The organism is Streptomyces katrae, from assembly GCF_002028425.1.
Taxonomy (GTDB): domain Bacteria; phylum Actinomycetota; class Actinomycetes; order Streptomycetales; family Streptomycetaceae; genus Streptomyces; species Streptomyces katrae_A.
In genome coordinates this window covers 6,074,268-6,098,852 of the sequence record NZ_CP020042.1, presented here as the reverse complement: position 1 = coordinate 6,098,852, position 24,585 = coordinate 6,074,268, and the positions used below count along the sequence as shown (strand labels likewise).

Genomic DNA, 24,585 nt, shown 5'->3' with positions numbered 1-24,585 from the left:
CGGCCCCCGGACCGGGCCGTTCCTAGAGGGTCCCGGTGAGGGCTTCCGGACGGATCGGCGTCTTGTTGAGCTCCAGACCGGTCGCCGCCCGGATCGCCGCGAGGACGGCCGGGGTGGACGACAGGGTCGGGGCCTCGCCCAGGCCGCGCAGGCCGTAGGGCGCGTTCGGGTCGGCGAGCTCCAGGACGTCGACCGGGATGGTCGGGGTGTCGAGGATGGTCGGGATCAGGTAGTCCGTGAAGGAGGGGTTGCGCACCTTCGCGGTCTTCGGGTCCACGATGATCTCTTCCATGACCGCCACGCCGAGGCCCTGGGTGGTACCACCCTGGATCTGGCCGACGACGGAGAGCATGTTGAGCGCCTTGCCGACGTCCTGGGCGGTCGCCAGCTCGACGACCTTGACCAGACCGAGCTCGGTGTCCACCTCGACGACCGCGCGGTGCGCGGCGAAGGTGTACTGGACGTGGCCGTCGCCCTGGCCGGTGACCAGGTCGAACGCGACGGTCGGACGGTGACGGAACTCGAGTTCGAGGTCGATGGCCTCGTCCTCGAGGATGTCGGCGATGTCCGCCAGGACCTCACCGCCGTCCGTGACGACCTTGCCGCCCTCCAGCAGGAGCTCCGCGTGGGCCCACGCCGGGTGGTACGAGCCGTTCTTGCGGCGGCCCATCTCCAGCAGCGCCTCGCGCACGGCCTCGCAGGTGTTCTTCACGGCGCCACCGGTCATGTACGTCTGCCGCGAGGCGGACGTGGAACCGGCGGAGCCGACCTGCGTGTCGGCCGGGTGGATGGTCACCTGCGTGACGCCCAGCTCGGTGCGGGCGATCTGCGCGTGGACGGTGACACCGCCCTGGCCGACCTCCGCCATGGCCGTGTGGACCATCGCGACGGGCTCGCCGTTGATGACCTCCAGGCGCACGCGGGCGGTGGAGTAGTCGTCGAAGCCCTCGGAGAAGCCGACGTTCTTGATGCCGACCGCGTAGCCGACGCCGCGCACGACGCCCTCGCCGTGGGTGGTGTTGGACAGACCACCCGGCAGCGCGCGCAGGTCCGCGGCCTCGCCGGCGGTCTCCCACTGGCGCTCCGGCGGCAGCGGGCGGGCCTTGACCCGGCGCAGCAGCTCGGCGACCGGGGCCGGGGAGTCCACGACCTGGCCGGTGGGCATGATCGTGCCCATCTCCATGGCGTTCAGCTGGCGGAACTCGACCGGGTCCATGCCCAGCTTCGCCGCGAGCTTGTCCATCTGGGCCTCGTACGCGAAGCACGCCTGGACGGCGCCGAAGCCGCGCATCGCGCCGCAGGGCGGGTTGTTCGTGTAGAGCGCGATCGCCTCGATGTCCACGTCGTCGATGACGTACGGGCCCACCGAGAGGGAGGAGGCGTTGCCGACGACGGCCGGGGAGGCCGAGGCGTAGGCGCCCCCGTCGAGCACGATCTTGCACTTCATGTGCGTGATCTTGCCGTCCTTGGTGGCGCCGTGCTCGTACCAGAGCTTCGCCGGGTGGCGGTGCACGTGGCCGAAGAAGGACTCGAAGCGGTTGTAGACGATCTTGACCGGCTTGCCCGTGGCCAGGGCCAGGAGGCAGGCGTGGATCTGCATCGAGATGTCCTCGCGGCCGCCGAAGGCACCGCCGACGCCGGAGAGCGTCATGCGCACCTTCTCCTCGGGCAGACCGAGGACGGGGGCGATCTGCTTGAGGTCCGAGTGCAGCCACTGGGTGGCGACGTAGAGGTCGACACCGCCGTCCTCGGAGGGCACGGCGAGGCCGGACTCCGGGCCGAGGAAGGCCTGGTCCTGCATGCCGAAGGTGTACTCGCCCTCGACGATCACGTCGGCCCGCTTGCGGGCCTCCTCCACGTTGCCGCGGATGATCGGCTGGCGGTGCACGATGTTGGGGTGCGGGACGTGACCGGCGTGGTGGTCGTCGCGGCCCGGGTGGAGCAGCGGCGCGTCGGCGGCGAGGGCGGAGGCCTCGTCCGTGACGAGCGGCAGCTCCTTGTAGTCGATCTTGATCTTGGCGGCCGCGCGGCGGGCGGTCTCCGGGTGGTCGGCGGCCACGAGGGCGACCGGCTCGCCGTGATGGCGTACCCGGCCGTTGGCGAGGACCGGGGTGTCCTGGATCTCCAGGCCGTAGTTCTTCATCTCGGCCGGCAGGTCGTCGTACGTCAGCACCGAGTAGACGCCCGGCATGGCCAGGGCCTCGGAGATGTCGATGGAGACGATCTCGGCGTGGGCGACGGTGCTGCGCAGGGTCTGGCCCCACAGCATGTCCTCGTGCCACATGTCCGAGGAGTACGCGAACTCACCGGTGACCTTGAGGGTGCCGTCCGGGCGGAGCGTGGACTCGCCGATGCCGCCCTTGGTGTGCTTCTGGGTGACGTTCGTCGGGGTCCCGGAAGGCGTGGTGCGGGTGTTGGCCATGATCAGACAGCCTCTCCCTGACGGGCGGCCGCGAGGCGGACCGCGTCGAGGATCTTCTCGTAGCCCGTGCAGCGGCAGAGGTTGCCGGACAGGGCCTCACGGATGTCCTGGTCGGACGGGGACGCGTTGCTCTCCAGCAGCGCGTCGGCCTGCACGAGCAGACCCGGGGTGCAGAAACCGCACTGGACGGCGCCGGCGTCGATGAACGCCTGCTGGATGTTGGAGAGCTCGACGCCCTCACCCGTCTGGGAGTCGGTGCCCTTGGCGGACCAGTGCTTGGCCTCGTCCGTGGACACGCCCTTGCCGCCGCCGCAGGCGCTGGTGCCACAGGCGTGGCCGTGCTCCTCGCGCTGCTTGGCGAAGTCGGCCAGGCCCTCGACGGTCACGACGTCGCGGCCCTCGACCTGACCGGCCGCGACCAGGCAGGAACAGACCGGCACGCCGTCGAGGCGGACGGTGCAGGAACCGCACTCGCCCTGCTCACAGGCGTTCTTCGAGCCGGGCAGGCCCAGGCGCTCGCGCAGCACGTAGAGGAGGGACTCGCCCTCCCAGACGTCGTCGGCTTCCTGCGGACGACCGTTGACGGTGAAATTGACGCGCATGATTACGCAGCCCCTTCAAGCGAGCGGCCGTTGGTGCCGCGGTACTGCTCCCAGGTCCAGACGAGCTGGCGGCGAGCAAGGATGCCAACCGCGTGACGGCGGTACTTCGCCGTGCCGCGGACGTCGTCGATCGGGTTGCACGCGGCGGAGGCGAGCTCACCGAACTGCTTGGCGATCGACGGGGTGATGACCTTGCCGTTGTCCCAGAAACCGCCCTCTTCGAGCGCGGCGTTCAGGAATTCCTCGGCGGCCTTGGCCCGGACGGGGGTCGGGGCGGCGGAGCCGATGCCCGTACGGACGGTACGGGTGTCGGGGTGCAGCGCGAGGCCGAAGCCGCACACGGCGATGACCATCGCGTTGCGGGTGCCGACCTTCGAGTACTGCTGGGGGCCCGTGGCGTTCTTGATGTGCACCGACTTGATCAGTTCGTCGGCGGCGAGCGCGTTGCGCTTCACGCCGGTGTAGAACTCGTCGATCGGGATCATGCGGGAGCCGCGTACGGACTCCACCTCGACCTCGCAGCCGGCGGCCAGCAGGGCGGGGTGGGAGTCGCCGGCGGGCGAGGCGCAGCCGAGGTTGCCGCCGACACCGCCGCGGTTGCGGATCTGCGGGGACGCGACCGTGTGCGAGGCGAGCGCGAGACCCGGGAGCGTACCGCGCAGGTTCTCCATGATCTGGGTGTACGGGACGGAGGCACCCAGCTTGGTGACCTCCTCGCCGACCTCCCACTCCCGCAGCAGCTCGATGCGGTTGAGGTCCAGGAGGTATTCCGGACGGCGGTGGTCGAAGTTGATCTCGACCATGATGTCGGTGCCACCCGCAATCGGCACAGCTGTGGGGTACTCGGCCTTGGCGGCGAGTGCCTCCTCCCAGCTGGCGGGGCGAAGGAAGTCCATGTGCGGCTCTCTTCTTCTTAGTCGGGCCGTTCACTTCAAGCCAGGAGGCCTAGGGGCCCTCGACTGGTCGTTCACGTGCTGTTAACGCGGTGTGGAGCCAGTACACAAGCCGCGCGTCCCCGGGTGCAGTCACCGAAACCATGAAGGAGTTGGCTGGGTGCCTCTCCCGTCTTGTAGATTCGTATGAAAGGCAGGATGCGACGACCTGCCCGATTTCCAACGGCAACATTCGAGACAGATCGGCGGCGACATCATGCGGCTGCGCGCACTGCTGGAAACCGAGGCGCTGGGGCTGCGGCTGCTGGGCGGCGAGGAAGAACTCGACCGGACGGTCCGCGGGGTCATGACGACCGACCTGAGGGATCCCAGCCGATACCTCTCGGGAGGAGAACTCGTCCTCACCGGCCTGGCATGGCGAAGAAATTCAGCCGACTCCGAGCCATTCGTACGAATCCTTGCGAGTGCCGGGGTGGCCGGCCTCGCGGCGGGCGAGGCGGAGCTCGGCGACATTCCCGATGATCTGGTTTCAGCCTGTCGGCGCAACCGGCTCCCGCTCTTCGCCGTGAACGAGGACGTTGCATTCGCCACCATCACGGAATACGTGGTGCGGCAGGTCTCGGGCGAGCGCGCGGGCGACCTCGCGGCCGTCGTGGACCGCCACCGGCGGCTGATGACCTCGGGGCCGGCGGGTGGCGGACCCGATGTGGTGCTGGATCTGCTCACCACGGACCTCGATCTGCGGGCCTGGGTGCTCTCCCCCACCGGGCGGCAGATCGCCGGGGCGGGTGAACCCCTGGCCCCGGGCGTCTGCGCGACGCTGGCGAGCGAACACCTCGCGGCGGTCCGGACCGGCCGAAGGGGCCCGCACCGGCTGTCCATCCAGGGTATTACCTACTCCCTCTTCCCGATCAGGGGAGCGGGCCGGGGTCAGGGCCCCGGGGCCCGTGACGTGCGCGAAACCGTGCTGTCGGACTGGCTGCTGGCCGTCGAGGCCGACGCCGGGGACTGGCCGGCCGAGCGGCTCGACCTGCTCCAGGGCGTCACTCAGCTGATCGCCGTCGAGCGGGACCGCCGCGACGCGGCCCGTACGGTGCGCCGCCGGCTGGCGCAGGAGGTGCTGGAACTGGTCCAGACGGGCGCGCCGCCCGCCGAGATCGCCGCCCGCCTGCGGGTGGCCGCGCCGGTGCTGCTGCCCGGGCTGGGCTCCGCCCCGCACTGGCAGGTCGTGGTGGCGCGGGTGGACTGGGAGAACGGGGACATCCCCGGCGGCCCGGTGGCCCAGTCGCTGCTGGAGGAGATCCTCGTCGACCCGTCGCTGTCCGGGCCGGAACCGTCCGACCGGATCGCGGTGGCCCACGCCGGGGACGAGGCGATCGCCCTCGTGCCGCTGCCCGCCCTCTCCGGCGAGGCCGGCGAGGACAAGGGCCCGGACTCCGCCCTGCACGCCGACGCGCTGCTGGCGACCGTGCGCGAGCCGCTGGCGGCTGGCCTGGCCGACGACGGCCGGCTCACGCTGGGCGTCAGCGCGGCGGTGCACTCCGCCGAGGGGCTGCGCGGGGCGCTGGAGGAGGCGCGGCACGCCCGCCGGGTGGCCGCCGCCCGCCCCGGCCGGGTCTGCGCCGCGGGCCACCACGAGCTCGCCTCGCACGTGCTGCTGCTGCCGTTCGTGCCGGACGACGTGCGCCGCGCCTTCACGGCCCGGCTGCTGGACCCGCTGCGGGACTACGACCGCCGGCACCGGGCGGAACTCATCCCCACCCTGGAGGCGTTCCTCGACTGCGACGGCTCCTGGACCCGCTGCGCGACGCGGCTGCACCTCCACGTCAACACGCTGCGTTACCGGGTCGGGCGAATCGAGCAGCTGACGGCGCGCGACCTCTCGCGCCTGGAGGACAAGCTGGACTTCTTCCTGGCACTGCGCATGAGCTGACCGAATACGACCAGGCAGGCACGAAGGGGCCGGACGGGGGGCGCTGACGAACCGTCCGGACTTTGTGAAAGAGTTCACCCGACCCCTTGGCCGATGCAGCCGATCCGTGCTCTCATTTCGCCCCAGGGCTCAACGACGTGCTGCTTGGTTGCTGCTGGCTGCTTCGGGGAGGGCAATGTGGCGGATACCGCCATGTCCGGTGCGGGATCAACCGGGGGCGACGACCCCCTCCAGCGGGCGATATGGCGGCTGCGCTCGCGCGGCTGTTGGACGGACGCGGCGGCCCTGCTGACACCGCACGCCCACGAGGCCGGGGCGGCGGTCCAGCGGACCGCGCTCCTGGTGGAACGGTGCCTGTTCACCGGCCAGGGCTGGAGCGAGGCGGAGGACGCGCTTCGGCTGGCCGAGGCCACGGCCCGCAACGACGACGAGCGGGGGGCGGCCGCCTGCGAGCGGGGCCAGCTGGCCTACGCCGCCACGGTGCTCGGCGTACGGGACCGGGCGGACGAGGCCCGCTCGGCGCTGGGCCGGGCGGCGGCCCTGCTGTCCCCGGGGTCGCGGACCCGCCCGCTGCTGGACTTCCGGCGGGGGCTGGTGGCCGAACACCTGGCCGACGCCCCGCAGGCGGCCCTGCCGGCCTACCGGCGCGCCCACGCGGGGGCGGAGGCCCACGGGGACACGCTGCTGCTGTCCTTCACCTGGCGGCACCTGGCCGCGCTGGCGCTGCGGGACGGGGAGGTGGCGGAGGCCCGCAAGGGCTTCGAGGAGTCCCTGCGGATCCGCGAGGACCTGGGCTTCCTGGTGGGCACGGCCCCCGCGCTGGCCGCGCTGGCGGAGGCGGAGCCGGAGCCGGAGGCGTCCCGGCTGCGGGCGGAGGCCCGGCGGCTGTTCCACCTCCTGGGCGGCATCCCGACCTGGCTGGCGGACCAACTCCACCCCGTTCCCTCTTGATGCACCGCTCGCGCGGCTCGGCGCCGGGGGCGCCTCCCCTCTTGACGCACCGCTCGCGCGGCTCGGCGCCGGGGGCGCCTCCCCGGCATCGCGCCGCTGCGACGGACTCCGTCCGCCGGCGGCCGGGCGGGGCCGGGGCCGGGGGCCGGGGCCGGGGGCCGGTGGTCGGCTGCCGACCGTTGCCGCTGCGCGGGGCGGGGCGGGGCGGGGCGGGGCGGGGAGACGGTACCGCGCAGCGGGAGACGGAGGGGCTAGGCGCCCGCGAAGTGTTCGCGGACCAGGGACTCGACCACCGGGAGGTCCCGCGCGATCAGCGCCTCCAGCAGCGCCGCATGCTCCGCCGCATCGGCCACCAGATCGGCCTGCCGCACCCGCGGAGCCCCCGGCAGGGGCCACTGCGCACGCCGGTGGAGTTCCTCCGCGACCTGCACCAGCTGGCCGTTGTCCGCCAGCGAGAGCACCGCCCGGTGGAAGGCCCGGTCCGCCTCCCCGTACGCCGGCAGGTCCCCCGCGGCGGCCGCCTCGGCCGTGGCATGGGCCGCCGGGCGCAGGGCCTCCCAGGTGGCGGCCGGCACGGAGCGGGCCAGCCGGAGCATCACCGGGACCTCCAGCAGCGCCCGCACCTCGGCCAGCTCCGCCAGGCTCCGGGCGGTACGGGTCAGCACCCGGAACCCCCGGTTGGGCAGGCATTCCACCGCCCCCTCCAGCGCCAGCTGCTGCATCGCCTCGCGGACCGGGGTCGCGGAGACCCCGAAGCGATCGCCGAGCGCCGGGCCCGAGTAGATCTCCCCCGGCACCAGCTCCCCGTCGACCAGCGCCGCGCGCAGCGCGACGAGGACCTGTCCGCGCACCGAATGGCGCAGCACCTTCTGGACCTGGGCCGGTACCACCGGCACGGAAGCCTCGAAGGCCCCCGCCGGCTCCGACGGCTCCGACGGTTCCGACACCAGGGCATGGGCCGCTTCGTGCACTCGGTCCTCCTCCGGGTCTCGACCGGTTCCGAGGATAGGCGACGGGCACGGCACGGCCCGCTCGGCGGAGATCAGTTAAGGTAAGGCTAACCTTGCCCACTCCGTGTGATTCGGTGGTCCGTGATGTCCGGCTCGCCCGCCCCCGCCCCGCCCGGCTCTCCGGTGGCGGGCGCCTACGAGCGCCTGACGGCCGCCTACCCCGGACTGCGGATCCGCGAGCACGCCGCGCACGAACCCCTCCCCAGCGGTGCGGGATGGATCGGCGCGCACGAGCTCGCGGCGGGCGGCGAGGCGCTCGACTCCCATCTCGCCTGGGACGCGGCCCAGGTCGTACGGGACTACGGGCGCCCGGCGCGGCCCGACGTGGCGGCCGGCTTCGGGCTGCACCGGTACGCCTGGCCGGCCTGTCTGCTGATCACCATCCCCTGGTTCCTGGACCGCCGGGTGCCCCGGCTCCCCGTGGACCGGGTGGCCTTCCAGCGGACCGAGGGGCGGATGGCCGTACGCGTCGAGGAGTTCGCCTGCCTGCCCGGCGACCCCGCGGCGGCCCTCCCCGGCGCGCGGACCGTGGCCGGCGAGGAGGAGCTGCGCCAGGAGGTGCGGGCTGCGGTGGCCGAGCACCTCGGGCCGCTGCTCGAGGGGTTCGGCCCGCGGATGCGGCGCGGGCCGCGCGCCCTGTGGGCCACGGCCACCGACGAGGTGACCGAGAGCCTGTGGTACCTCGGGAGCCTGCTCGGCGAGGAGCAGCGGGCGGTGCGCGAGCTGGAGCGGCTCCTGCCGGGCGCGCTCGCCCCGTACCCGGGCGGCGCGCGGTTCCGTACGCTCGCCGGCCCCGGCGGGACGGAGCTCACCACCCGGGACCGGGCCGGCTGCTGCTTCTTCTACACGGTCCGCCCCGAGGACACCTGTACGACCTGCCCCCGCACCCGCGACACCGAAAGGGTCGCCCGGCTCACGGCCGCCACCGGCTGAACCCACCCCGCCGGATGAAGCGAATTCGAACTCAACTCGGCGCTTACGAGCAGGAGTTCGAGACACAACACCCTATCCGACGGGACCCGCCCCCCGTTGGCGTCCACTTGACCCGAAACCCACGTGCACCAGGGACCGGCTGCGTCACTATGACGCCCGGAACGCCGCATACGCGAGGCAAGGGACAACCGCATGAGACTGACCGACATATCGCTGGACTGGCTGCTGCCCGGCAGCCTGTTGATCCTGGGCGTGCTTGCGGCAGTGGCGGTACTGGCCCGGGGCAAGCGTGAGGGCGAGAAGGCCGCGGCCGACGACAGCTGGGAACGCAGCGAGGAGCGGCGACGCCGCAAGGAGGCCGTCTACGGCACCGCCTCGTACGTCCTGCTCTTCTGCTGCGCGGCGGTGGCCGCCGCGCTCTCCTTCCACGGACTGGTCGGCTTCGGCCGGCAGAACCTCAACCTCTCCGGCGGCTGGGAGTACCTGGTCCCGTTCGGCCTCGACGGCGCCGCCATGTTCTGCTCGGTGCTCGCCGTCCGCGAGGCCAGCCACGGCGACGCGGCCCTGGGCTCCCGGATGCTGGTCTGGCTGTTCGCCGGGGCGGCGGCCTGGTTCAACTGGGTGCACGCGCCCCGGGGTTCGGGCCACGACGGCGCCCCGCAGTTCTTCGCCGGGATGTCGCTCTCGGCGGCGGTGCTCTTCGACCGGGCCCTCAAGCAGACCCGCCGGGCGGCGCTGCGCGAGCAGGGCCTGATCCCGCGCCCGCTCCCGCAGATCCGCATGGTCCGCTGGCTGCGGGCCCCCCGCGAGACCTTCGGCGCCTGGTCGCTGATGCTCCTGGAGGGCGTCCGCACCCTCGACGAGGCGGTCGACGAAGTGCGCGAGGACAAGAGGGAGCGGGAGCAGGACCGCCACCGCAGGCGGGAACAGCACCGTCTGGACCGCGCCCGCATCAAGGCACTGGGCCGGCAGAACAGGGCGTTCGGGCGGGCCCGGGCGCGTCAGGTCGACCTGCCGGGGCTGAACCCCGGGTCGGGCTCCGCGCCGGTCGGCGCGGAGCCGGCCATATCGGAACCCGGACAACTGCCCTTGCTCCCCCAGCCCCCGCTGGGACGGGCCCCCGGAAGGCCCTCCCTGCAAGCCGTGAACACGGCCGAGTCCGCTGACCCGGCCGGCCCCCGGACGGTGGACCTCACCGCCGAGGACGACACCCAGACCATCCCCCGGCTCGACTCACTGGAGCGCAAACTGAAGGACCTGGAGCAGCAGTTCGGCTGACCGGCACACCGGCCGGAACGCCGTGCCGCCTCGGCGGGGCAGCCTTCGGGCGGCCCCGCCGTCGCACGCCGCGGGCCACCGTGCCGCTATCCGGCGTCCTCCAGCTCGAACCAGACCACCTTGCCCGGCCCGAGCGCCGTCGGATCCACGCCCCAGGTGTCGGCGAGCGCCTCCACCAGGACCAGCCCCCGTCCGTGCGTACCGTCGTCGGCGGACGGTACGTGCGGCCGGGGCCGGCGGGCGGCTCCGTCGCGGACCTCGACCCGTAACCGGGCGTCCTTGACGCTCGCGGACACCTCGGCACCCCCTTCCGTGTGGACGAGGGCGTTGGTGACGAGTTCGGTGATCAGCAGTTCGGCCACCTCGGCCGTGTCGGCCCGGCAGCGGTGGCGGAGCAGCTCCCGCAGGTCCCTGCGCACCTGGCCCACCGCCTTCAGGTCGGCCCGCGGTACGCTGCGCGTCATCTCCGTCTGGTCCTGCGACGGTTCGCGCGGCACCGGCCGCCCTCTGCGCCACGGCTTACCGGTCTTCGCCCCCACGCGCACGGCGATGTACCTCCCCGTATTACTGTGCCCGGCTGTCGAACTGGTCTACGGGATGCATGCCCCCGGGGCGGGTTCGCACTCCTTCGCCGCCGGGCGCCGGGCGGGCGGCGGCGACGGGATCCGGCCATGCGCCGCGCCCCGCCCGCGGCCGGGCCGGCACGGCGCCGCTGTCCGATGGTGCGAATCCGGTCACCCTCCGGACACCGGCCCTGGGTGGAACCGACAGCCCTCCGGCCTCCCGTACCCCGTCCACCAGAGCGGGCCCCCGTGCCACGCGGCGGCCCGCACCGCGCGGCCGCGTACGGACGGAGGCCGGAATGCGACCGGTCCCCTGCGCCGCTTCCGGCCGCCGACCGGCGAAGTGGGGCCTTTTGACGGGCGGCCCGTACTGCACGAGGGGGAGGAAATCTCCCGCCGGCATCGAGGAACGGCCCCGCCCGGCGGTGGCACCCCTTGACGGCGCGGTCACGCCTCCCAGACCGCGGCGGCCGTGCGGTCGTCGGCGTATCCCTTGACCCGCAGCTGGGTGTCCGCGAGGAAGGCCGCCAGACCCGGCGGCTCCCCCTGGGACCAGCGGGCGGCGAGCTCGGCCGGGAGCAGGGCCTCCTCGCGCATGGGGTCCGCGAGCCCTCCCGAGCAGAGCAGCAGCGTGTCACCCGGACGGGCCGCGGAGGCGCGGAACCGGAAACCGGTGGCGCCGGCGGTGTCCTCCTCCAGGTCCTGCCAACGGCCCGCGCGCAGCCGGAAGATGCCGCCCGCGCCGGCGCCGAAGCAGATCCGGTGGGGGCACTGGGGGTCGAGCGGCAGCAGCAGCCCGCGCAGCCCCGCCGTGTAGGCCTCCTGGTCGAGCCCGAGTTCGGCGGCCCGGGCCCGCAGCCTCCCGTAGCCCCGGTCGGTGAGACGCTGGAGCCCGGAGAGCAGGGCTTCGCGGCGGCCCGCCCGGATGTCCTCGGCCAGCCGCTCCCGGCTGCGCCCGACGGCCGCCGCGACGGAGTGCCCGAGTTCGGCGGCGGCCTCGCGGGCGCCCGGGGCGGCCCGGTCCCCGCCGGCCAGGACCACCAGCACGAGGGCGTCGTCCCCGCTGCCGAAGCGGGCGGTGAGCAGGAAGTCCCGGCGGGCTTCGCCCCGGTAGCGGGCGGAGTCCCCGCGCAGGGAGGCGGCGCGCAGGGTGTACGTGCCGTAGCGGGCCCCCTCCAGGACGGTGTCGGGGGTGAGGAAGTCCAGCGCGGCCGGGTCGGCCGCGGGCAGCGCGCCCGGCTCGGCGGCGTAGGTGGGGGCCCGGTCCCCGAGATGGCTGACCGTCGGCCGCCCAGCCGGCTCCGGTAGGGGCCCGGGCCCCGGCTCCCGCGGAACCTCCGCCGGCGCGGGCGGCACGGCCAGGTCCCCCTCGGCGTACCCGGTGGCCCCGGCCACCCGGGGATCGCTCCGGGACGGCGGCACGGGATGGTCGAACCGGGGTGCCGGGGCGGGCCCGCCGGGCCGGGGCGGCGCCAGGGGCTCCTCCGGCCGGGGCGGCGGCACGGGGGCCTCGGGCCGGGGCTGCGGCAGGCGCTCCTCCCGCCGGGGCGGCGGCGCGCCCTTGTCCAGCCGCAGCGGCGGGCCGGCCCCGGGGGGCGGCTCGGGGGCCACCGGGGGCCCCGCGGGCGCGGCGTCGGCGGGGCGGGGGCCGGGCAGCAGCGGGGGCTCGGGCCCGGCCCCGGGCGGTGCCGGGCCGTCGTCGCCGACCAGGACCGACGCCGAGCGGAAGCGCTGGTCCAGCGTGTCCCCCGGGTCGGGTCCGGGCTCCGCGTGCGGGTCCTCGTACAGCTTCTGCCACCAGTCCTGCGCGCCCTGCTGACTCATGCCCTCATTGTCGGCCGCACCGGGCGGCGGAAAACCCCGAATGCACGAAAAGGTCCCCCGGTCCGGCGGCGCCACCTTGGCAAACGGACCGGCCGTGCGGCGAAGATGGGCCCGAACGGCTCGGAGAGTGGGGTGGACGGGGTGCTGGGTGCCATAGGCCTGGACGAGGGGCAGGAGTCGGCGTACCGCGCGCTGGTCGCGCTGGGCGCGGCCGAGGCGGCGGACCTCGCCCGCCGGCTGACGCTGCCGGTACCGCAGACGGAGCGGACCCTGCGGCGCCTGGAACGGCAGGGGCTGGCGGCCCGCTCCTCGGCCCGTCCCGGCCGCTGGGTCGCCGCCCCGCCGGAGGTGGCCCTGGGCGCCCTCCTCACCCGGCAGCGGCAGGAACTGGAGCAGGCCGAGCAGGCCGCGGAGCTGCTGGCGCGGGAGTACCGGGCGGAGCCCGCGGACCCGGTGGTGCACGACCTGGTGGAGGTGGTGACGGGCGCGAGCGCGGTCGCGCACCGCTTCCACCAGATCCAGCTGGGCGCACAGGCGGAGGTGTGCGCCCTGGCGAGCGCGCGGCCGCTGGTCGTCTCGGGCATGGAGAACGAGCCGACGGAGGAGGAGGCCTCCGTGCGCGGCGTCGCGTACCGGGTGGTCATCGAGCGGGACGTGCTGGGCCTGCCCACCGGGATCCGGGAGGCGTCGACGGCGCTGGTGCGGGGCGCGCGGGTGCGGGTGACGGGCCGGGTCCCCACCAGCCTGGTCATCGCGGACCGCACCCTGGCCATGGTGCCGTTGACGGCGCGCGGCGCGGAGCCGGCGGCGCTCGTAGTCCACGCCTCGGGGCTGCTGGAGTCGCTGGTGGGGCTGTTCGAGGCGGTCTGGCACGATGCCGTCCCGCTCCGGCTGGGGACGACCGGGGCACCGCAGGAGTCGGGCGGCGTGCCGGACACCACGGACCTGGAGATCCTGACCCTGCTGCTGGCCGGGATGACGGATTCGAGCGTGGCCAAGCACCTGGAGCTGGGCCTGCGCACGGTCCAGCGCCGGGTGAAGGGCCTGATGGAGCTGGCCGGGGTGACCACCCGGCTCCAGCTGGGCTGGCACGCGTACGAACGGGGCTGGGTGGCCCGGTAGCACCTCCTCGGGCACGCTGGGCGCATGGGTCTGCCTCAGCTGTTCCTGGTGGGGCTGGTCATGCTGCTCGGGGTGGCGGGGGTGCTGGTGCCCGGGGTGCCGGGGACCTGGCTGGTGTGGGCAGGGCTCTTGTGGTGGACGCTGCACGAGCGGACGGCGCCGGCCTGGGGCCTGCTGGCCGGGGCGACGGTGCTGCTGCTGGCGGTTCAGCTGGTCACGGCGTACCTGCCGCCGCCGCGGCTGCGGGGGGTGGGGGTGACCCGCCGGATGGTGCGGTACGCCGGGGCCGGGGCGCTCGTCGGCTTCGTGCTGCTCCCGGTCGTGGGGGCGGTCCCGGGGTTCGTGGGCGGGATCTACCTGTGCGAGCGGCGGCGGCTGGGGGCGCACGGGGAGGCCGTGGCCTCGGTGCGGGCGGTGATGCGGGCGGTGGGGACGAGCGTGCTGGTGGAGCTGACGGCCTGCCTGACCGTGGTGGCGGCGTGGGCGGCGACGGTCCTGACCGACTGACCGTCATTCACTGAACCCTACAAATTCGTGATCATGAATTGCTCGATGCGCACGCCTGGAATCCTTGCCGTTGCTTGCCACAGTGGTGGGACACATAGTCAGACCGACTGTGGAACGACCACAAGGGGGATCCGTCATGGGTACGGGCATCACCGAAGTTTCCGTCACCGGCCTGGGGGCCACGACCCCGCTGGGCGGCGACGCGGCGGCGACCTGGCGGGCGATGCTGCGCGGGGAGAACGGCATCCGCGCCATCGAGGAGGACTGGGCGGCTTCCCTGCCGGTGCGCATCGCCGGGCGGGTCCGCCAGGACCCGGCCGAGGTGCTCGACCGGGTCCTGGCCCGGCGCCTGGACCGGTGCGAACAGCTCGCCCTGGTCGCCGCCCGCGAGGCCTGGGCCGACGCGGGACGGCCCCCGGTGGAGCCGGAGCGGCTCGCCGTGGTCGTCGGGACCGGGACGGGCGGGGCGCTGACCCTGCTCGGGCAGGACGACGTGCTGGAGTCCTCGGGGGTGCGCAAGGTCTCCCCGCACACCGTGCCGATGCTGATGGCCAACGGTCCGGCGGCCTGGGTGTCCATCGAGCTCGGCGCGCGCGCCGGGGCGCACACCCCGGTCAGTGCCTGCGCCTCCGGCGGGGAGGCACTGGCGCTGGCCCTGGACCTGATCCGGCTGGGCCGGGCCGACGTGGTGGTGGCCGGCGGGACGGAGGCCTGCGTGCATCCGCTGCCCCTGGCCGGTTTCGCGCAGGCGCGGGCCCACTCGACGCGCAACGACGCCCCGGGGGCGGCCTGCCGGCCCTTCGACACCGGCCGCGACGGGTTCGTCATCGGCGAGGGCGCGGGGCTGCTCGTCCTGGAGCGGGCGGAGTTCGCGGCGGCCCGCGGGGCCCGCGTGTACGCGCGGCTGGCGGGGGCCGGGGTGACCTCGGACGCCCACCACATCACCGCCGCGCACGCGCCTGGGCAGGTGCGCGCGATACGGACCGCGCTGGCCTCGGCCGGACTCGGCCCGGCCGACGTCGCGCTGGTGCACGCGCACGCGACGTCGACGCAGGCGGGCGACCTGGTGGAGGCCCGCTCGCTCGGGGAGGCGGTCGGCACGCACGCCGCGGTGACGGCGACCAAGTCCATGACGGGCCACCTGTTCGGGGCGGCGGGGGCGGTGGGGGCGCTCGCAGCGGTGATGTCCGTGTACGAGGGGGTGGTCCCGCCGACCCGCAACCTGGAGTCCCAGGACCCTCTGATCGGCCTGGACGTGGTCGCGGGCGGGCCCCGGCGCATGCCGGTGCCCGCCGCCCTGTCGAACGCGTTCGGCTTCGGCGGCCACAACGCCGCCCTGCTGTTCACGTCCGCCTGACCGTCCGGTGCCGCGGTGCGGGCCGGGACCCCGGCCCGCACCGCGGGTCAGACCCGGCCGCCCCGCTTCGCGGCGTAGTTGGCGCGGCCCACCGCCGACTTGACGCGCCAGTCGCGGCGGATCTCCGCCCTCAGGCGGGCGTCCGTCTTGGCCACGATGCGCTGGTTCTCGCGCAGCAGCTTGCGGTAGCTCTCCAGCCGGCGTTCCGGGAGCGTCCCGTCGGCCACCGCCGCGAGGACGGCGCAGCCCGGCTCCGCCTCGTGCGCGCAGTCGTGGAAGCGGCAGTCGGCGGCGAGGTCCTCGATCTCCGAGAACACCTGCCCCACGCCCGCCTCCGCGTCGAAGAGCCCCACGCCCCGCAGTCCCGGGGTGTCGATCAGGACGCCCCCGCCCGGGAGGGCGAGCAGGTTGCGGGTGGTGGTGGTGTGGCGGCCCTTGCCGTCGACCTCGCGGGTGGCCTGGACGTCCATGGCGTCCTCGCCGAGGAGGGCGTTCGCCAGCGTGGACTTGCCCGCGCCGGAGATCCCCAGGAGGACGCTGGTCCCGCCGGACACGACCGCCGCGAGGACGTCCGTGCCCTCCCCCGTGTGGGAGGAGACGGTGAGGACCTGGACGCCGGGCGCGGTGGTCTCCACGTCCCGGACGAGGTAGGCGAGCGCGTCCGGGTCGGGGACCAGGTCGGCCTTGGTCAGTACGACCAGCGGCTGGGCACCCGACTCCCACGCCAGGGCGAGGAAGCGTTCGATCCGGCCGAGGTCGAGCTCGACGGCCAGCGAGACCGCGATGATCGCGTGGTCGACGTTGGCGGCGAGGATCTGCCCCTCGGACCGCTGCGAGGAGGTGGAGCGCACGAAGGCGGTGCGGCGCGGCAGGTAGGCCTTCACGTAGCGCGGGCTGCCGGTCGCCTCGACCGCGGCCCAGTCGCCCGTGCAGATGACCCGGAGCGGGTCGTGGGGGGTCACGAACGCGGTGTCGGCGCGGATCACGCCGTCCTCGGTCATGACGTCGCACTGTCCGCGGTCGACGCGGACGACCCGGCCGGGAAGGAGTCCGGCGGCGGCGTACGGGGCGAACTCGGCGGCCCAGGTCTCGTCCCAGCCGTAGGCGGCGAGGGCGTGCGGGCGTGCGGAAAGGGAGGAAGAGAGAGTCAAGGGGAACCCTTCACAGGGTGGCCCCGGCAGCGCGCGCACGGCGGCGCGCGCAGAGGTGTGAGGTCAGCCGGAGACCACGGGGGCGGAAACGAAGACGAACTCCTGAACGCGGGCAGCACCCGTCACCGTGACAGTCATCAACGTTCTCACCTCCTGTTGGGTCCTCGACGAGCCGACGCGGCTCTCCCGGAAGGCGGTTGGGCCCCGCGCTTTCCGTCCCCGGAACCATAACCCGGCCCCGTCGGACCGTTCCACCGAATTAATCGGACGGGGCCGCCAGCCCGTGGCGGTAGGCGTAGCGCACGGCCTGGGCGCGGTCGCGGACCCCGGTCTTGGCGAAGAGGTTGTTGATGTGCGTCTTGACGGTGGATTCGCCGATGGTGAGCCGCCGGGCGATCTCGGAGTTCGAGTGCCCCTCGGCGATCAGGGCGAGCACCTGGCCCTCACGTGCCGTCAGGCCGTCGGGCAGGGCGGCCCCTTGGGGGCGCGGCGGCGGTGCGGCGACGGCGGCCGCGACGAGTCGTTCCTGGGCCGCGCGGCCGAGGCTGGTGGCGCCGTCGCGTACGGCGGCCAGGGCGCGGGCGATCTCCTGCGCGTCGGCGTCCTTGGTGAGGTAGCCGCGGGCGCCGGCCTTGAGGGCGTCCAGGACGGAGGTGTCGTCGCTGAAGGTGGTGAGGACGACGACCCCGGTGCCGGGGTGGTTCTCGGTGATCAGCCGGGTGGCTTCCACACCGTCCATGCGGGGCATGCGCAGGTCCATCAGGACCACGTCGGGGGCGTGTTCGGCGACGAGCCGGACGGCCTCGGCGCCGTCGGCGGCCGCGGCGACCACCTCGGTGCCGGGCAGCAGTCCCAGCAGCAGGACGAGCCCTTCCCGTACGACGGTCTGGTCGTCGGCCACGACCACGCGGATCGGGGCTGCGGTGTCGCTCACGGTGCGAGGGGTCCTTCCAGGCGGACGCGGAAGCCGGGGCCGTACGGCCCGGCGTCGAGGCGGGCTCCGATGAGTTCGGCCCGTTCGGCCATCCCGACCAGGCCGTATCCGCCGCCGGTGGTGGCGTGCGGGGCGGGGCCGGTGCCGCCGGAGTCGGTGACGCACAGTTCGTAGCGGCCGCCGGCACAGGAGAGGGTGATCTCCACGTCGGCCCCGGCGGCGTGCTTGCGGGCGTTGGTCAGGGCCTCCTGTGCGGTGCGGACGACGGCGAGGGCCGCCTCGGGCGGCAGCGGGAGCGGGCCGGCCGCGACGGTGAGGGCGCACGCGGCGCCCGTCGTACGTCGGTGCTCCTCGGCGAGGGCGGCGAGGGCCTCCCGCGGGGCGGGGGTGTCGCCGCGCAGCACGGCGACGGCGCGGCGGGTCTCCTCCAGGCCGCCCTTGGCGAGGGTGCGGGCCCGCTCGACCAGGGCCCCGGCCTCCTCGTAGCGGCCGGCCTCCAGGGTCAGGCGGGCGCTCTCCAGGTGGATGAGCTGGGCGGAGAGGGAGTGCGCGAGGATGTCGTGGACCTCCCGTGCCACGTGGGCCCGCTCGGCCAGCAGGGCGCGCTGGCGCTCGGACTCGGCGGCGGCGCGCCGGGAGCGGCCGGCCCGCACGTAGGCGAACATCCCGCAGAGGCCGACGACGTTCCACAGTTCGACGGGGTCGCGGGAGCGCAGCAGGATGACGGCGGCGGCCGCGGCCGACCCGGCGGCGAGCAGGACGCCGGCGGGCAGCACCCCGAGGCGGGCCGCGGCGAAGCCGCACACGGCGAAGACGAGGACCACCCAGGGGGTGGCGGGCGCCAGCAGGCCGGTGGCGCAGGCGGCGGCCAGGGCGGCGGCCAGGGTCCACGCCCCGGTGCGGGGGCGGCGGTCGAGGAGGGTGACGCCGAGGAGGGTCAGGGCGAGCCCGGCCAGCCCGCACGCGAGGGCGGGGGCGCCGGGCGGGGGTGTGAGCAGGCCGTGCAGGAACCAGACGAGCAGCGCCGCCTGGACGGCCATCCTGACGTGGGTGTTCGTGAGCGCGGGCAGGGTGCGTGACATCGGCATCCCTGCCCACTCTAGCCAGGCGGGTCCGCGGGTGGCGGTGTGCATCGGAGGGTCCCTTCAGGCCGCTGCGGGGACCCTGCGGGAGCGGGCGGCCAGGGCCAGGCCCTGGGCCAGGATCCAGCTCGCGAGGGTGACCAGCAGGGGCCCGTTCTTCACGGGGACGCCCGCGGCGGCGCCGAGGAGGGCGAGGCCCGCCCGGGTGGCGAGGGAGAGCCCGAACAGGGCGAGGACCGTGCGGTTGCCCTTGGCCCAGAGGGTGCCGTCGGGCTCACGCCACAGGGTCATGGCGCGGCCCATGAGGTGGCCGGTGCCGAAGGCCGCGGCGATCCCGGCGGCGAGCAGCAGGGCGCTGAGCACCGGGTGGGCGGGGGCGAGCAGCCCGCCCTCGGCCACGCCGACGGCGGCGAGGACGGCGGGCAGTACCCAGAGGCGGTCCTGGTCCTTGACGGGCCGCCCGCCGAACCTGCGTACGAGGACGAAGACGACGACCAGTGCGATGACGAGAACACGTGCGATATCCATGCCCTTCACGCTAGGAACGGGCCGCGTCCGCGTGATCGGCGCCGGGGTGGATCCCAGGTGGAGGTTGGCTCTCCACCCACGGGTGGAGAGGGGCGGCCGCCGCCGGGCCGGTCAGTGTTTGCGCAGGCGGGAGGTGTAGTCGTCCGGCGGCAGGAAGTTCGACCAGCGCTCGGGGAACTCCGAGGGCATCCCGGCGTCCTCGTCGTCCTCGGACTCCCCCTCGGCCAGGGCCCGCCAGGCGGCGGCCCGGGCGACGAGCTGGGCGGCCTCGGCCTCGCGGACCCGTTCGTTGGCCTCGCGGGCGGCGGCGGTGGCCACCGAGGGCCAGACCCGGTCGATGGCGGCGTTGACGGCCGCGCCGACGAGCACCGCGAAGGCCGAGATGCCGATCCACAGCAGGATGGCGACCGGGGCGGCCAGGGACCCGTAGATGGTCGGGCCCTCCACGGTGTTGGTGAGGTAGATCCGCAGCAGGAACGAGCCGAGCACCCACATCGCGAGGGCGACGAGCGCGCCGGGGACGTCCTCGATCCAGGGCGAGCGGACGGGCACGGAGACGTGGTAGAGCGTGGTGAGGAAGGCGATGGAGAGCAGGGTGACCACCGGCCAGTACAGGACGGCGATCACCTCGGTGCTCCAGGGCACCAGCCGGACGACGGCGTCGGGGCCGACCACCATCAGCGGCAGCACGATCGCGCCGATCACCAGGGCGACGACGTAGAGGAGGAAGGCGAGCAGCCGGGTCTTGACGATGCCGCGCTGCCCGTCGAGCCCGTACATGACGGTGATGGTGTCGATGAAGACGTTGACGGCACGGGAGCCGGACCACAGGGCGAAGGCGAAGCCGAGGGAGATCAGGTCGGGGCGGCCCTCGCGGGTGACGTCGTCGAGCATCGGCCGGGCGATGTCGTTGACGCCCCGGTCGGACAGGACGGTGCCGACGGCGCGCAGGATGTTCTCCTCGATGCTGGCCACGGACTGGGTGTTGGTCCAGCCGTCCACGTAGCCGAGGAGGCCCAGCAGGCCGAGGAAGAGCGGGGGCAGGGACAGGAGGGTGAAGAAGGCGGCTTCGGCGGCGAGCCCGAGGATCCGGTACTCGATGCACGAGTTGACCGTGTCTTTGAGGAGCAGCCAGCCCATCTTGCGCTTGGAGACGTTGCGGTAGAGGACGCGGGCCCGGTGGAGCCTGCCCGGACGGGCCGGGGTTCCCTCGGGTGTTTCTTTTGCTGGCTGCACGTCCTTACCGTAGCCGCATGGCAGCCACCACCCACACAGTCAGCAACCAGGCCCCGCCGCTCGTCGGGTACGAGGTCTACCTCGGCGACCGTGCCCTCACCGAGGGGGTGGAGCGGCACCTCGCCGACGCGGCTCCCGGCGTCCGGGACGAGGTGCGCCGGGAGCTCACCGATCTGGGGCGCTCCGCGGGGTCGGCGCAGGCCCAGCGGTGGGGCCGGGAGGCGAACGAGAACCCGCCGGTGCTGCGGACGCACGACCGCTACGGGCACCGGATCGACGAGGTGGAGTTCCATCCGGCGTGGCACCGGCTGCTGGGGCACGCGGTGGGTGCGGGGCTGACCGACGCCTGGGGGCGGCCGTCGGGGCACCTGCGGCGGACGGCGGGCTTCTTCGTGTGGTCGCAGGCGGAGGCGGGGCACGGCTGCCCGGTGTCGATGACGCACGCGGCGGTGCCGGCGCTGCGCGCGGATCCGGAGCTGGCCGCGCGGTGGGAGCCGCTGCTGACCTCGCACGTGTACGAGGAGGGGCTGCGGCCGCCGGGGGACAAGGCCGGGGTGCTGTTCGGGATGGCGATGACGGAGAAGCAGGGGGGCAGTGACGTCCGGGCGAACACGACGTCGGCGAAGCCGCTGGACGCCTCCGGGGAGTACCTGCTGACCGGGCACAAGTGGTTCTGTTCGGCCCCGATGTCGGACGCCTTCCTGGTGCTGGCGCAGGCGGCCCCCTCGGGGAAGGACAGGCTGACCTGCTTCCTGGTGCCGCGGGTGCTGCCGGACGGGACGCGGAACGCGTTCGCGATCCAGCGGCTGAAGGAGAAGCTGGGGAACCGGTCGAACGCGTCGGGGGAGATCGAGTTCGACGGGACCTGGGCGCGGCGGGTGGGCGAGGAGGGGCAGGGGGTGCGGACCATCATCGGGATGGTCGCGGCGACCCGGATGGACTGTGTGACCGGGTCGGCCGCGCTGATGCGGCAGGCGCTGACGCAGGCCGTCCACCACGCGGAGCACCGCTCTGCTTTCGGAGCGCCGCTCATCGACCAGCCGCTGATGCGCAACGTCCTCGCCGACCTCGCCCTGGAGTCGGAGGCGGCCACCGCCTTGACCCTGCGCCTGGCGGCCGCCCACGACGCGGGGACCGAGCAGGAGCGGGCCTTCCTGCGGCTGGCGGTGCCTGCGGCGAAGTACTGGGTGACCAAGCGCTGTACGCCGATGGTGGCGGAGGCACTGGAGTGTCTGGGGGGAAACGGCTACGTAGAGGAGTCCGGGCTGCCGAGACTGCTGCGCGAATCCCCGGTGAACTCGATCTGGGAGGGCTCGGGCAACGTCCAGTCCCTGGACGTGCTGCGCGCCCTGCAGCGGGAGCCGCAGGCCCTGAACGCCTTCCTCCAGGAGATCGGCCTGGCCCGGGGCGCCGACCACCGGCTGGACGCGGCCGTCAAGCACCTGTTCACGGACCTCGCGGACCTGGAGGGGATCGAGGGACGGGCGCGCCGGGTGGTGGAGCGGATGACGCTGGTGCTGCAGGGTTCGCTGCTGGTGCGCTTCGCCCCGCCGGAGGTGGCCGACGCCTTCTGCGCGTCGCGGCTCGGCGGCGACTGGGGGGCGGCCTTCGGGACGCTGCCGCACACCCTGGACCTGGGTGCGGTGGTGGCACGGGCGCGGATCGCGGGCTGAACGCGGTCCCCTGACCGCTGCGGTTCGCGCGGTTCCCGGATGGTCCCCAAACCAGCCGGGACCGCGGGGCCGCGGCGGTCCCCAAACCACCGCGACCTTGAACCGTTCAGCGCCGGGATCCGAACCCGTCCAGGTGGGACCGGGGGTGGCGCCGCGCCGACTCGGCACCACCCCTGGTCCCAAGAGCCCCGAGGAAGGAGCTGTCACGCCGCTGGGCGGCGTACCGATAGTTTCGGTCGGACGGCCGGGGGTTGGCGAGAGTTGCATACCGTTGCAACCCTTCGGTCGACAGGTGGTCGCAGGTGCCCGCCGCACGTGCCCGGGGAAGGGTCTCGCGCGCCGGCCTCGGCGGTTTCCGCAGTACGTCCTGTTCAGCACGGGGAGGTTCCGGTGGCCAACACCGCAGGCAGCACGGTCGACGTGGCGCGCATCTCGGCCATGGACGCGCGGGACGCCGCGCGTCTGCTCAAGGGGGTACGGGCGGCGGCGCTGGCCGGGGACCGCCCGCCGGCCGCCCCGCGCCCGGAGATCGCCGAGTCCTGGCGGCGGATGATGGCCGGCGGGGTGCACCCCGACCGGGACACGCGCTCGCGGATGCTGTCGGCCGCCGAGACCGAGGAGCGCCGGCAGGTCTCACCGCTGCGGGAGCTCCTGCCCGTCCTGCGGGAGGGGCTGCTGCCCGAGCTGGACGAGTCCCTGCACATCATGGTCGTCGCCGACGCCGACGGGCGGCTGCTGTGGCGGGAGGGGCACAGCAGCATCCTGCGCAAGGCCGACCGGCTGGGGTTCGCGGTGGGGGCCGACTGGGACGAGGCCGTGGTCGGCACGAACGGGGTGGGCACCTCGCTGGTGACCCGGCGGCCGGTGCAGGTGTTCTCCGCCGAGCACTTCGTCTCCAGCCATCACGACTGGACCTGCGCCGGTGCCCCCGTGCACGACCCCCGGGACGGGCAGCTGCTGGGCGTGGTCGACGTCAGCGGGCCGCTGGCCACGATGCACCCGGCGACGCTGGCCTGGGTCAGCTCGGTGGCCCGGCTGGCCGAGCGGGAGCTGCGGGTGCGCCACCTGGAGTCCCTGGAGCGGCTGCGGACGGTGGCGGCGCCGCTGCTGGCCCGCCTGCCGGGGCGGGCGGTGGCCGTGGACCCGCACGGCTGGACGGCGGCGGTGACGGGGCTGGCCCCCGCGGACCGGGTGCAGCTGCCGAAGGCGCTGGGCCCCGGGCGGCTGTGGATCCCGCAGCTGGGCGACTGCGTCGCCGAGCCGCTGCCCGGGGGCTGGCTGCTGCGCCTGGAGGAGCGTTCGGCGGCCGCGGCGGTGAGCCGGGTGGTGCTGGACCTGAGCCGGCCCCGGTCCTGGTCGGCGACGGTGTACGGGGCCGCGGGCAGCTGGTCGCAGGAGCTCAGCCCGCGCCACGCCGAGCTGCTGTTCCTGCTGGCGGAGACCCCGCGCGGGCGGACGGCGGCGGAGCTGGCGCAGGAGCTGTTCGGGGACCCCACCCGTACGGTGACGGTCCGGGCCGAGCTCTCCCGGGTCCGCCGCCACCTCGCCGGGGTGCTGAGCCACCGGCCGTACCGGTTCGCGGAGGACGTGGAGGTGGAGCTGATCCGCCCGCAGCACCCGGCCGGGCTGCTGCCGCACTCCACGGCCCCGGCGGTGGTCCGGGCCCGGCTGGGCCTGGGCGGTCCCTGGGGAGCGCCGGGGGCCTCCGGGGGTGTGGTTCCCTGAAGCGCATGAGCACCATCACACTGACCACCTGGTCCCTCGAGATGACCTCTCCCGCCGACCTGGTTCCGGCGGCCCACCCCGGCCCGGAGATCACGATCAGCCGGGCCGAGGTGCCCTCCCCCGAGTTCAGCCGCTTCCTGTACGCCTCGGTGGGCCAGGACATCCACTGGACGGACCGGCTGTCGCTGACCCGCGCGCAGTGGGTGGAGCAGCTGGAGCGGCCGGGCGTGGAGACGTGGGTGGCGTACGACCGGGGCACCCCGGCGGGGTACGTGGAGTTCGACCCGCAGCCGGACGGCGTGGTGGAGATCATCTACTTCGGACTGCTGCCCGCCTTCCGGGGCCGGCGGATCGGGGGGCACCTGCTGTCGGTGGGCATAGCCCGCGCCTGGGACCTCGCGGAGCGCTGGCCGGACCGCGAGCCCACCCGCCGTGTCTGGCTGCACACGTGCAGCCAGGACGGGCCCACGGCGATGGACAACTACCAGCGTCGCGGCTTCAAGCTCTTCAAGACGGAAACGGAAGAGAAGCAGGACACCCCGACCCCCGGCCCCTGGCCCGGCGCGTAGGCCCCCGTCCCTTCATTTCACGAGGCCCCGTCCGCGCCGCCCCGGCCCTCCGGGCGGCGCGGGCGGGGCGGGAACGGAAGACCCGTGCGGCGTGACTCCCGTCACGCGATCTCATAATCCGGGACCAGTTCGTCCGCATGATGGACAGTAGTGGACTCCTCCAATCGGCCCGTGCCACGCTTCGGCCATGAATGGAGCTGGAATCGCCTTGGTGAGTCGACGTCACGTCGACCTCGGCCGCATGTCCAGCGCCATGTGTCGCGCGAGCTGACGGAACCAGCCACCGCCGCAC

The 24,585-nt window shown here is 74.2% G+C and carries 22 protein-coding genes; 11 read left to right on the top strand and 11 right to left on the bottom strand.

Annotated features, from left to right (window positions below):
* Positions 1-22: 22 nt before the first annotated feature.
* The 3 genes from pucD to B4U46_RS27670 are packed head-to-tail and all read right to left on the bottom strand — an operon-like array spanning position 23 to position 3,920.
* On the bottom strand, positions 23-2,422 hold the full coding sequence (gene pucD, locus B4U46_RS27680) for a xanthine dehydrogenase subunit D (protein ID WP_079430358.1): 2,400 nt from the start codon (positions 2,420-2,422) through the stop codon (positions 23-25).
* Positions 2,423-2,424: 2 nt separating this feature from the next.
* Positions 2,425-3,024, bottom strand: coding sequence for a (2Fe-2S)-binding protein (locus B4U46_RS27675; RefSeq protein ID WP_079430357.1), 600 nt, complete (start codon positions 3,022-3,024; stop codon positions 2,425-2,427).
* 2 nt (positions 3,025-3,026) lie between these two features.
* Positions 3,027-3,920 carry an FAD binding domain-containing protein gene (locus tag B4U46_RS27670; RefSeq protein WP_079430356.1) on the bottom strand — a complete coding sequence of 298 codons (894 nt, stop codon included), beginning with the start codon at positions 3,918-3,920 and terminating at the stop codon, positions 3,027-3,029.
* A gap of 253 nt (positions 3,921-4,173) precedes the next feature.
* On the opposite strand from B4U46_RS27670, the gene B4U46_RS27665 reads away from it, so the two are divergent.
* The gene (locus tag B4U46_RS27665) at positions 4,174-5,850 is read left to right on the top strand and encodes a PucR family transcriptional regulator (RefSeq protein ID WP_079430355.1); all 1,677 of its coding nucleotides are present in this window, start codon (positions 4,174-4,176) and stop codon (positions 5,848-5,850) included.
* A 192-nt stretch (positions 5,851-6,042) separates the two neighbouring features.
* Positions 6,043-6,801 carry a hypothetical protein gene (locus B4U46_RS27660; RefSeq protein WP_185117230.1) on the top strand — a complete coding sequence of 253 codons (759 nt, stop codon included), beginning with the start codon at positions 6,043-6,045 and terminating at the stop codon, positions 6,799-6,801.
* 251 nt (positions 6,802-7,052) lie between these two features.
* Here B4U46_RS27660 and B4U46_RS27655 read toward each other — a convergent pair whose 3' ends face one another.
* Positions 7,053-7,697, bottom strand: coding sequence for a GntR family transcriptional regulator (locus B4U46_RS27655; protein WP_237293377.1), 645 nt, complete (start codon positions 7,695-7,697; stop codon positions 7,053-7,055).
* A gap of 198 nt (positions 7,698-7,895) precedes the next feature.
* Between B4U46_RS27655 and B4U46_RS27650 the strand changes: the two genes are divergently transcribed.
* Entirely contained in the window at positions 7,896-8,744 is an 849-nt protein-coding gene (locus B4U46_RS27650) for a (2Fe-2S)-binding protein (RefSeq protein ID WP_079430352.1), read from the top strand.
* A 192-nt stretch (positions 8,745-8,936) separates the two neighbouring features.
* The gene (locus tag B4U46_RS27645) at positions 8,937-10,022 is read left to right on the top strand and encodes a DUF2637 domain-containing protein (protein ID WP_079430351.1); all 1,086 of its coding nucleotides are present in this window, start codon (positions 8,937-8,939) and stop codon (positions 10,020-10,022) included.
* An 86-nt stretch (positions 10,023-10,108) separates the two neighbouring features.
* On the opposite strand, the gene B4U46_RS27640 is transcribed toward B4U46_RS27645, so the two are convergent.
* Together B4U46_RS27640 and B4U46_RS27635 are read right to left on the bottom strand one after the other, a co-directional pair.
* A complete protein-coding gene (locus B4U46_RS27640) occupies positions 10,109-10,486 on the bottom strand; it encodes an ATP-binding protein (protein WP_079430350.1) in 378 nt (125 codons plus the stop codon).
* A 546-nt stretch (positions 10,487-11,032) separates the two neighbouring features.
* Complete coding sequence (locus B4U46_RS27635; RefSeq protein ID WP_079430349.1) at positions 11,033-12,409, bottom strand: protein phosphatase 2C domain-containing protein; 1,377 nt, start codon at positions 12,407-12,409, stop codon at positions 11,033-11,035.
* A gap of 141 nt (positions 12,410-12,550) precedes the next feature.
* Between B4U46_RS27635 and B4U46_RS27630 the strand changes: the two genes are divergently transcribed.
* From B4U46_RS27630 to B4U46_RS27620, 3 genes are all read left to right on the top strand, one after another.
* Positions 12,551-13,531, top strand: a complete 981-nt coding sequence (locus B4U46_RS27630) for a helix-turn-helix domain-containing protein (RefSeq protein ID WP_079432020.1) — start codon at positions 12,551-12,553, stop codon at positions 13,529-13,531.
* A 24-nt stretch (positions 13,532-13,555) separates the two neighbouring features.
* Positions 13,556-14,038 (top strand): DUF456 domain-containing protein, encoded by a 483-nt coding sequence (locus tag B4U46_RS27625; RefSeq protein WP_079430348.1) that lies wholly within the window; start codon positions 13,556-13,558, stop codon positions 14,036-14,038.
* Between the two features lie 136 nt (positions 14,039-14,174).
* Entirely contained in the window at positions 14,175-15,395 is a 1,221-nt protein-coding gene (locus B4U46_RS27620) for a beta-ketoacyl-[acyl-carrier-protein] synthase family protein (RefSeq protein WP_079430347.1), read from the top strand.
* A gap of 47 nt (positions 15,396-15,442) precedes the next feature.
* On the opposite strand, the gene rsgA is transcribed toward B4U46_RS27620, so the two are convergent.
* The 5 genes from rsgA to B4U46_RS27595 form a co-directional block, all read right to left on the bottom strand.
* Entirely contained in the window at positions 15,443-16,546 is a 1,104-nt protein-coding gene (rsgA, locus tag B4U46_RS27615; RefSeq protein ID WP_079430346.1) for a ribosome small subunit-dependent GTPase A, read from the bottom strand.
* Between the two features lie 259 nt (positions 16,547-16,805).
* The gene (locus B4U46_RS27610; RefSeq protein WP_079430345.1) at positions 16,806-17,480 is read right to left on the bottom strand and encodes a response regulator; all 675 of its coding nucleotides are present in this window, start codon (positions 17,478-17,480) and stop codon (positions 16,806-16,808) included.
* Positions 17,477-18,568 (bottom strand): sensor histidine kinase, encoded by a 1,092-nt coding sequence (locus B4U46_RS27605; protein ID WP_123995253.1) that lies wholly within the window; start codon positions 18,566-18,568, stop codon positions 17,477-17,479. The genes B4U46_RS27610 and B4U46_RS27605 overlap by 4 nt, the downstream gene beginning before the upstream one ends.
* Before the next feature lie 57 nt (positions 18,569-18,625).
* On the bottom strand, positions 18,626-19,090 hold the full coding sequence (locus B4U46_RS27600; RefSeq protein WP_079430343.1) for a hypothetical protein: 465 nt from the start codon (positions 19,088-19,090) through the stop codon (positions 18,626-18,628).
* 111 nt (positions 19,091-19,201) lie between these two features.
* Positions 19,202-20,326, bottom strand: coding sequence for a YihY/virulence factor BrkB family protein (locus B4U46_RS27595; protein WP_079430342.1), 1,125 nt, complete (start codon positions 20,324-20,326; stop codon positions 19,202-19,204).
* 17 nt (positions 20,327-20,343) lie between these two features.
* On the opposite strand from B4U46_RS27595, the gene B4U46_RS27590 reads away from it, so the two are divergent.
* The 4 genes from B4U46_RS27590 to B4U46_RS40700 all read left to right on the top strand — a co-directional run bounded on the left by B4U46_RS27590 (position 20,344) and on the right by B4U46_RS40700 (position 24,564).
* Positions 20,344-21,999 carry an acyl-CoA dehydrogenase family protein gene (locus B4U46_RS27590; RefSeq protein WP_079430341.1) on the top strand — a complete coding sequence of 552 codons (1,656 nt, stop codon included), beginning with the start codon at positions 20,344-20,346 and terminating at the stop codon, positions 21,997-21,999.
* A 438-nt stretch (positions 22,000-22,437) separates the two neighbouring features.
* Positions 22,438-23,724, top strand: a complete 1,287-nt coding sequence (locus B4U46_RS27585) for a GAF domain-containing protein (RefSeq protein ID WP_079432019.1) — start codon at positions 22,438-22,440, stop codon at positions 23,722-23,724.
* Between the two features lie 5 nt (positions 23,725-23,729).
* A complete protein-coding gene (locus B4U46_RS27580) occupies positions 23,730-24,293 on the top strand; it encodes a GNAT family N-acetyltransferase (RefSeq protein WP_079430340.1) in 564 nt (187 codons plus the stop codon).
* A gap of 187 nt (positions 24,294-24,480) precedes the next feature.
* The gene (locus B4U46_RS40700) at positions 24,481-24,564 is read left to right on the top strand and encodes a putative leader peptide (protein WP_358899165.1); all 84 of its coding nucleotides are present in this window, start codon (positions 24,481-24,483) and stop codon (positions 24,562-24,564) included.
* The last annotated feature ends 21 nt before the right edge of the window (positions 24,565-24,585 follow it).

Coding starts and splice junctions, on each gene's coding strand:
- B4U46_RS27645 (WP_079430351.1), top strand. CDS start 8,937: ATGAGACTGACCGACATATCGCTGGACTGGCTGCTGCCCGGCAGCCTG.
- B4U46_RS27675 (WP_079430357.1), bottom strand. CDS start 3,024: ATGCGCGTCAATTTCACCGTCAACGGTCGTCCGCAGGAAGCCGACGAC.
- B4U46_RS27640 (WP_079430350.1), bottom strand. CDS start 10,486: ATGACGCGCAGCGTACCGCGGGCCGACCTGAAGGCGGTGGGCCAGGTG.
- B4U46_RS27650 (WP_079430352.1), top strand. CDS start 7,896: ATGTCCGGCTCGCCCGCCCCCGCCCCGCCCGGCTCTCCGGTGGCGGGC.
- B4U46_RS27670 (WP_079430356.1), bottom strand. CDS start 3,920: ATGGACTTCCTTCGCCCCGCCAGCTGGGAGGAGGCACTCGCCGCCAAG.
- B4U46_RS40700 (WP_358899165.1), top strand. CDS start 24,481: ATGAATGGAGCTGGAATCGCCTTGGTGAGTCGACGTCACGTCGACCTC.
- B4U46_RS27665 (WP_079430355.1), top strand. CDS start 4,174: ATGCGGCTGCGCGCACTGCTGGAAACCGAGGCGCTGGGGCTGCGGCTG.
- B4U46_RS27580 (WP_079430340.1), top strand. CDS start 23,730: ATGAGCACCATCACACTGACCACCTGGTCCCTCGAGATGACCTCTCCC.
- B4U46_RS27590 (WP_079430341.1), top strand. CDS start 20,344: ATGGCAGCCACCACCCACACAGTCAGCAACCAGGCCCCGCCGCTCGTC.
- pucD (WP_079430358.1), bottom strand. CDS start 2,422: ATGGCCAACACCCGCACCACGCCTTCCGGGACCCCGACGAACGTCACC.
- B4U46_RS27605 (WP_123995253.1), bottom strand. CDS start 18,568: ATGCCGATGTCACGCACCCTGCCCGCGCTCACGAACACCCACGTCAGG.
- B4U46_RS27625 (WP_079430348.1), top strand. CDS start 13,556: ATGGGTCTGCCTCAGCTGTTCCTGGTGGGGCTGGTCATGCTGCTCGGG.
- B4U46_RS27620 (WP_079430347.1), top strand. CDS start 14,175: ATGGGTACGGGCATCACCGAAGTTTCCGTCACCGGCCTGGGGGCCACG.
- B4U46_RS27660 (WP_185117230.1), top strand. CDS start 6,043: ATGTCCGGTGCGGGATCAACCGGGGGCGACGACCCCCTCCAGCGGGCG.
- B4U46_RS27585 (WP_079432019.1), top strand. CDS start 22,438: ATGGACGCGCGGGACGCCGCGCGTCTGCTCAAGGGGGTACGGGCGGCG.
- B4U46_RS27600 (WP_079430343.1), bottom strand. CDS start 19,090: ATGGATATCGCACGTGTTCTCGTCATCGCACTGGTCGTCGTCTTCGTC.
- B4U46_RS27635 (WP_079430349.1), bottom strand. CDS start 12,409: ATGAGTCAGCAGGGCGCGCAGGACTGGTGGCAGAAGCTGTACGAGGAC.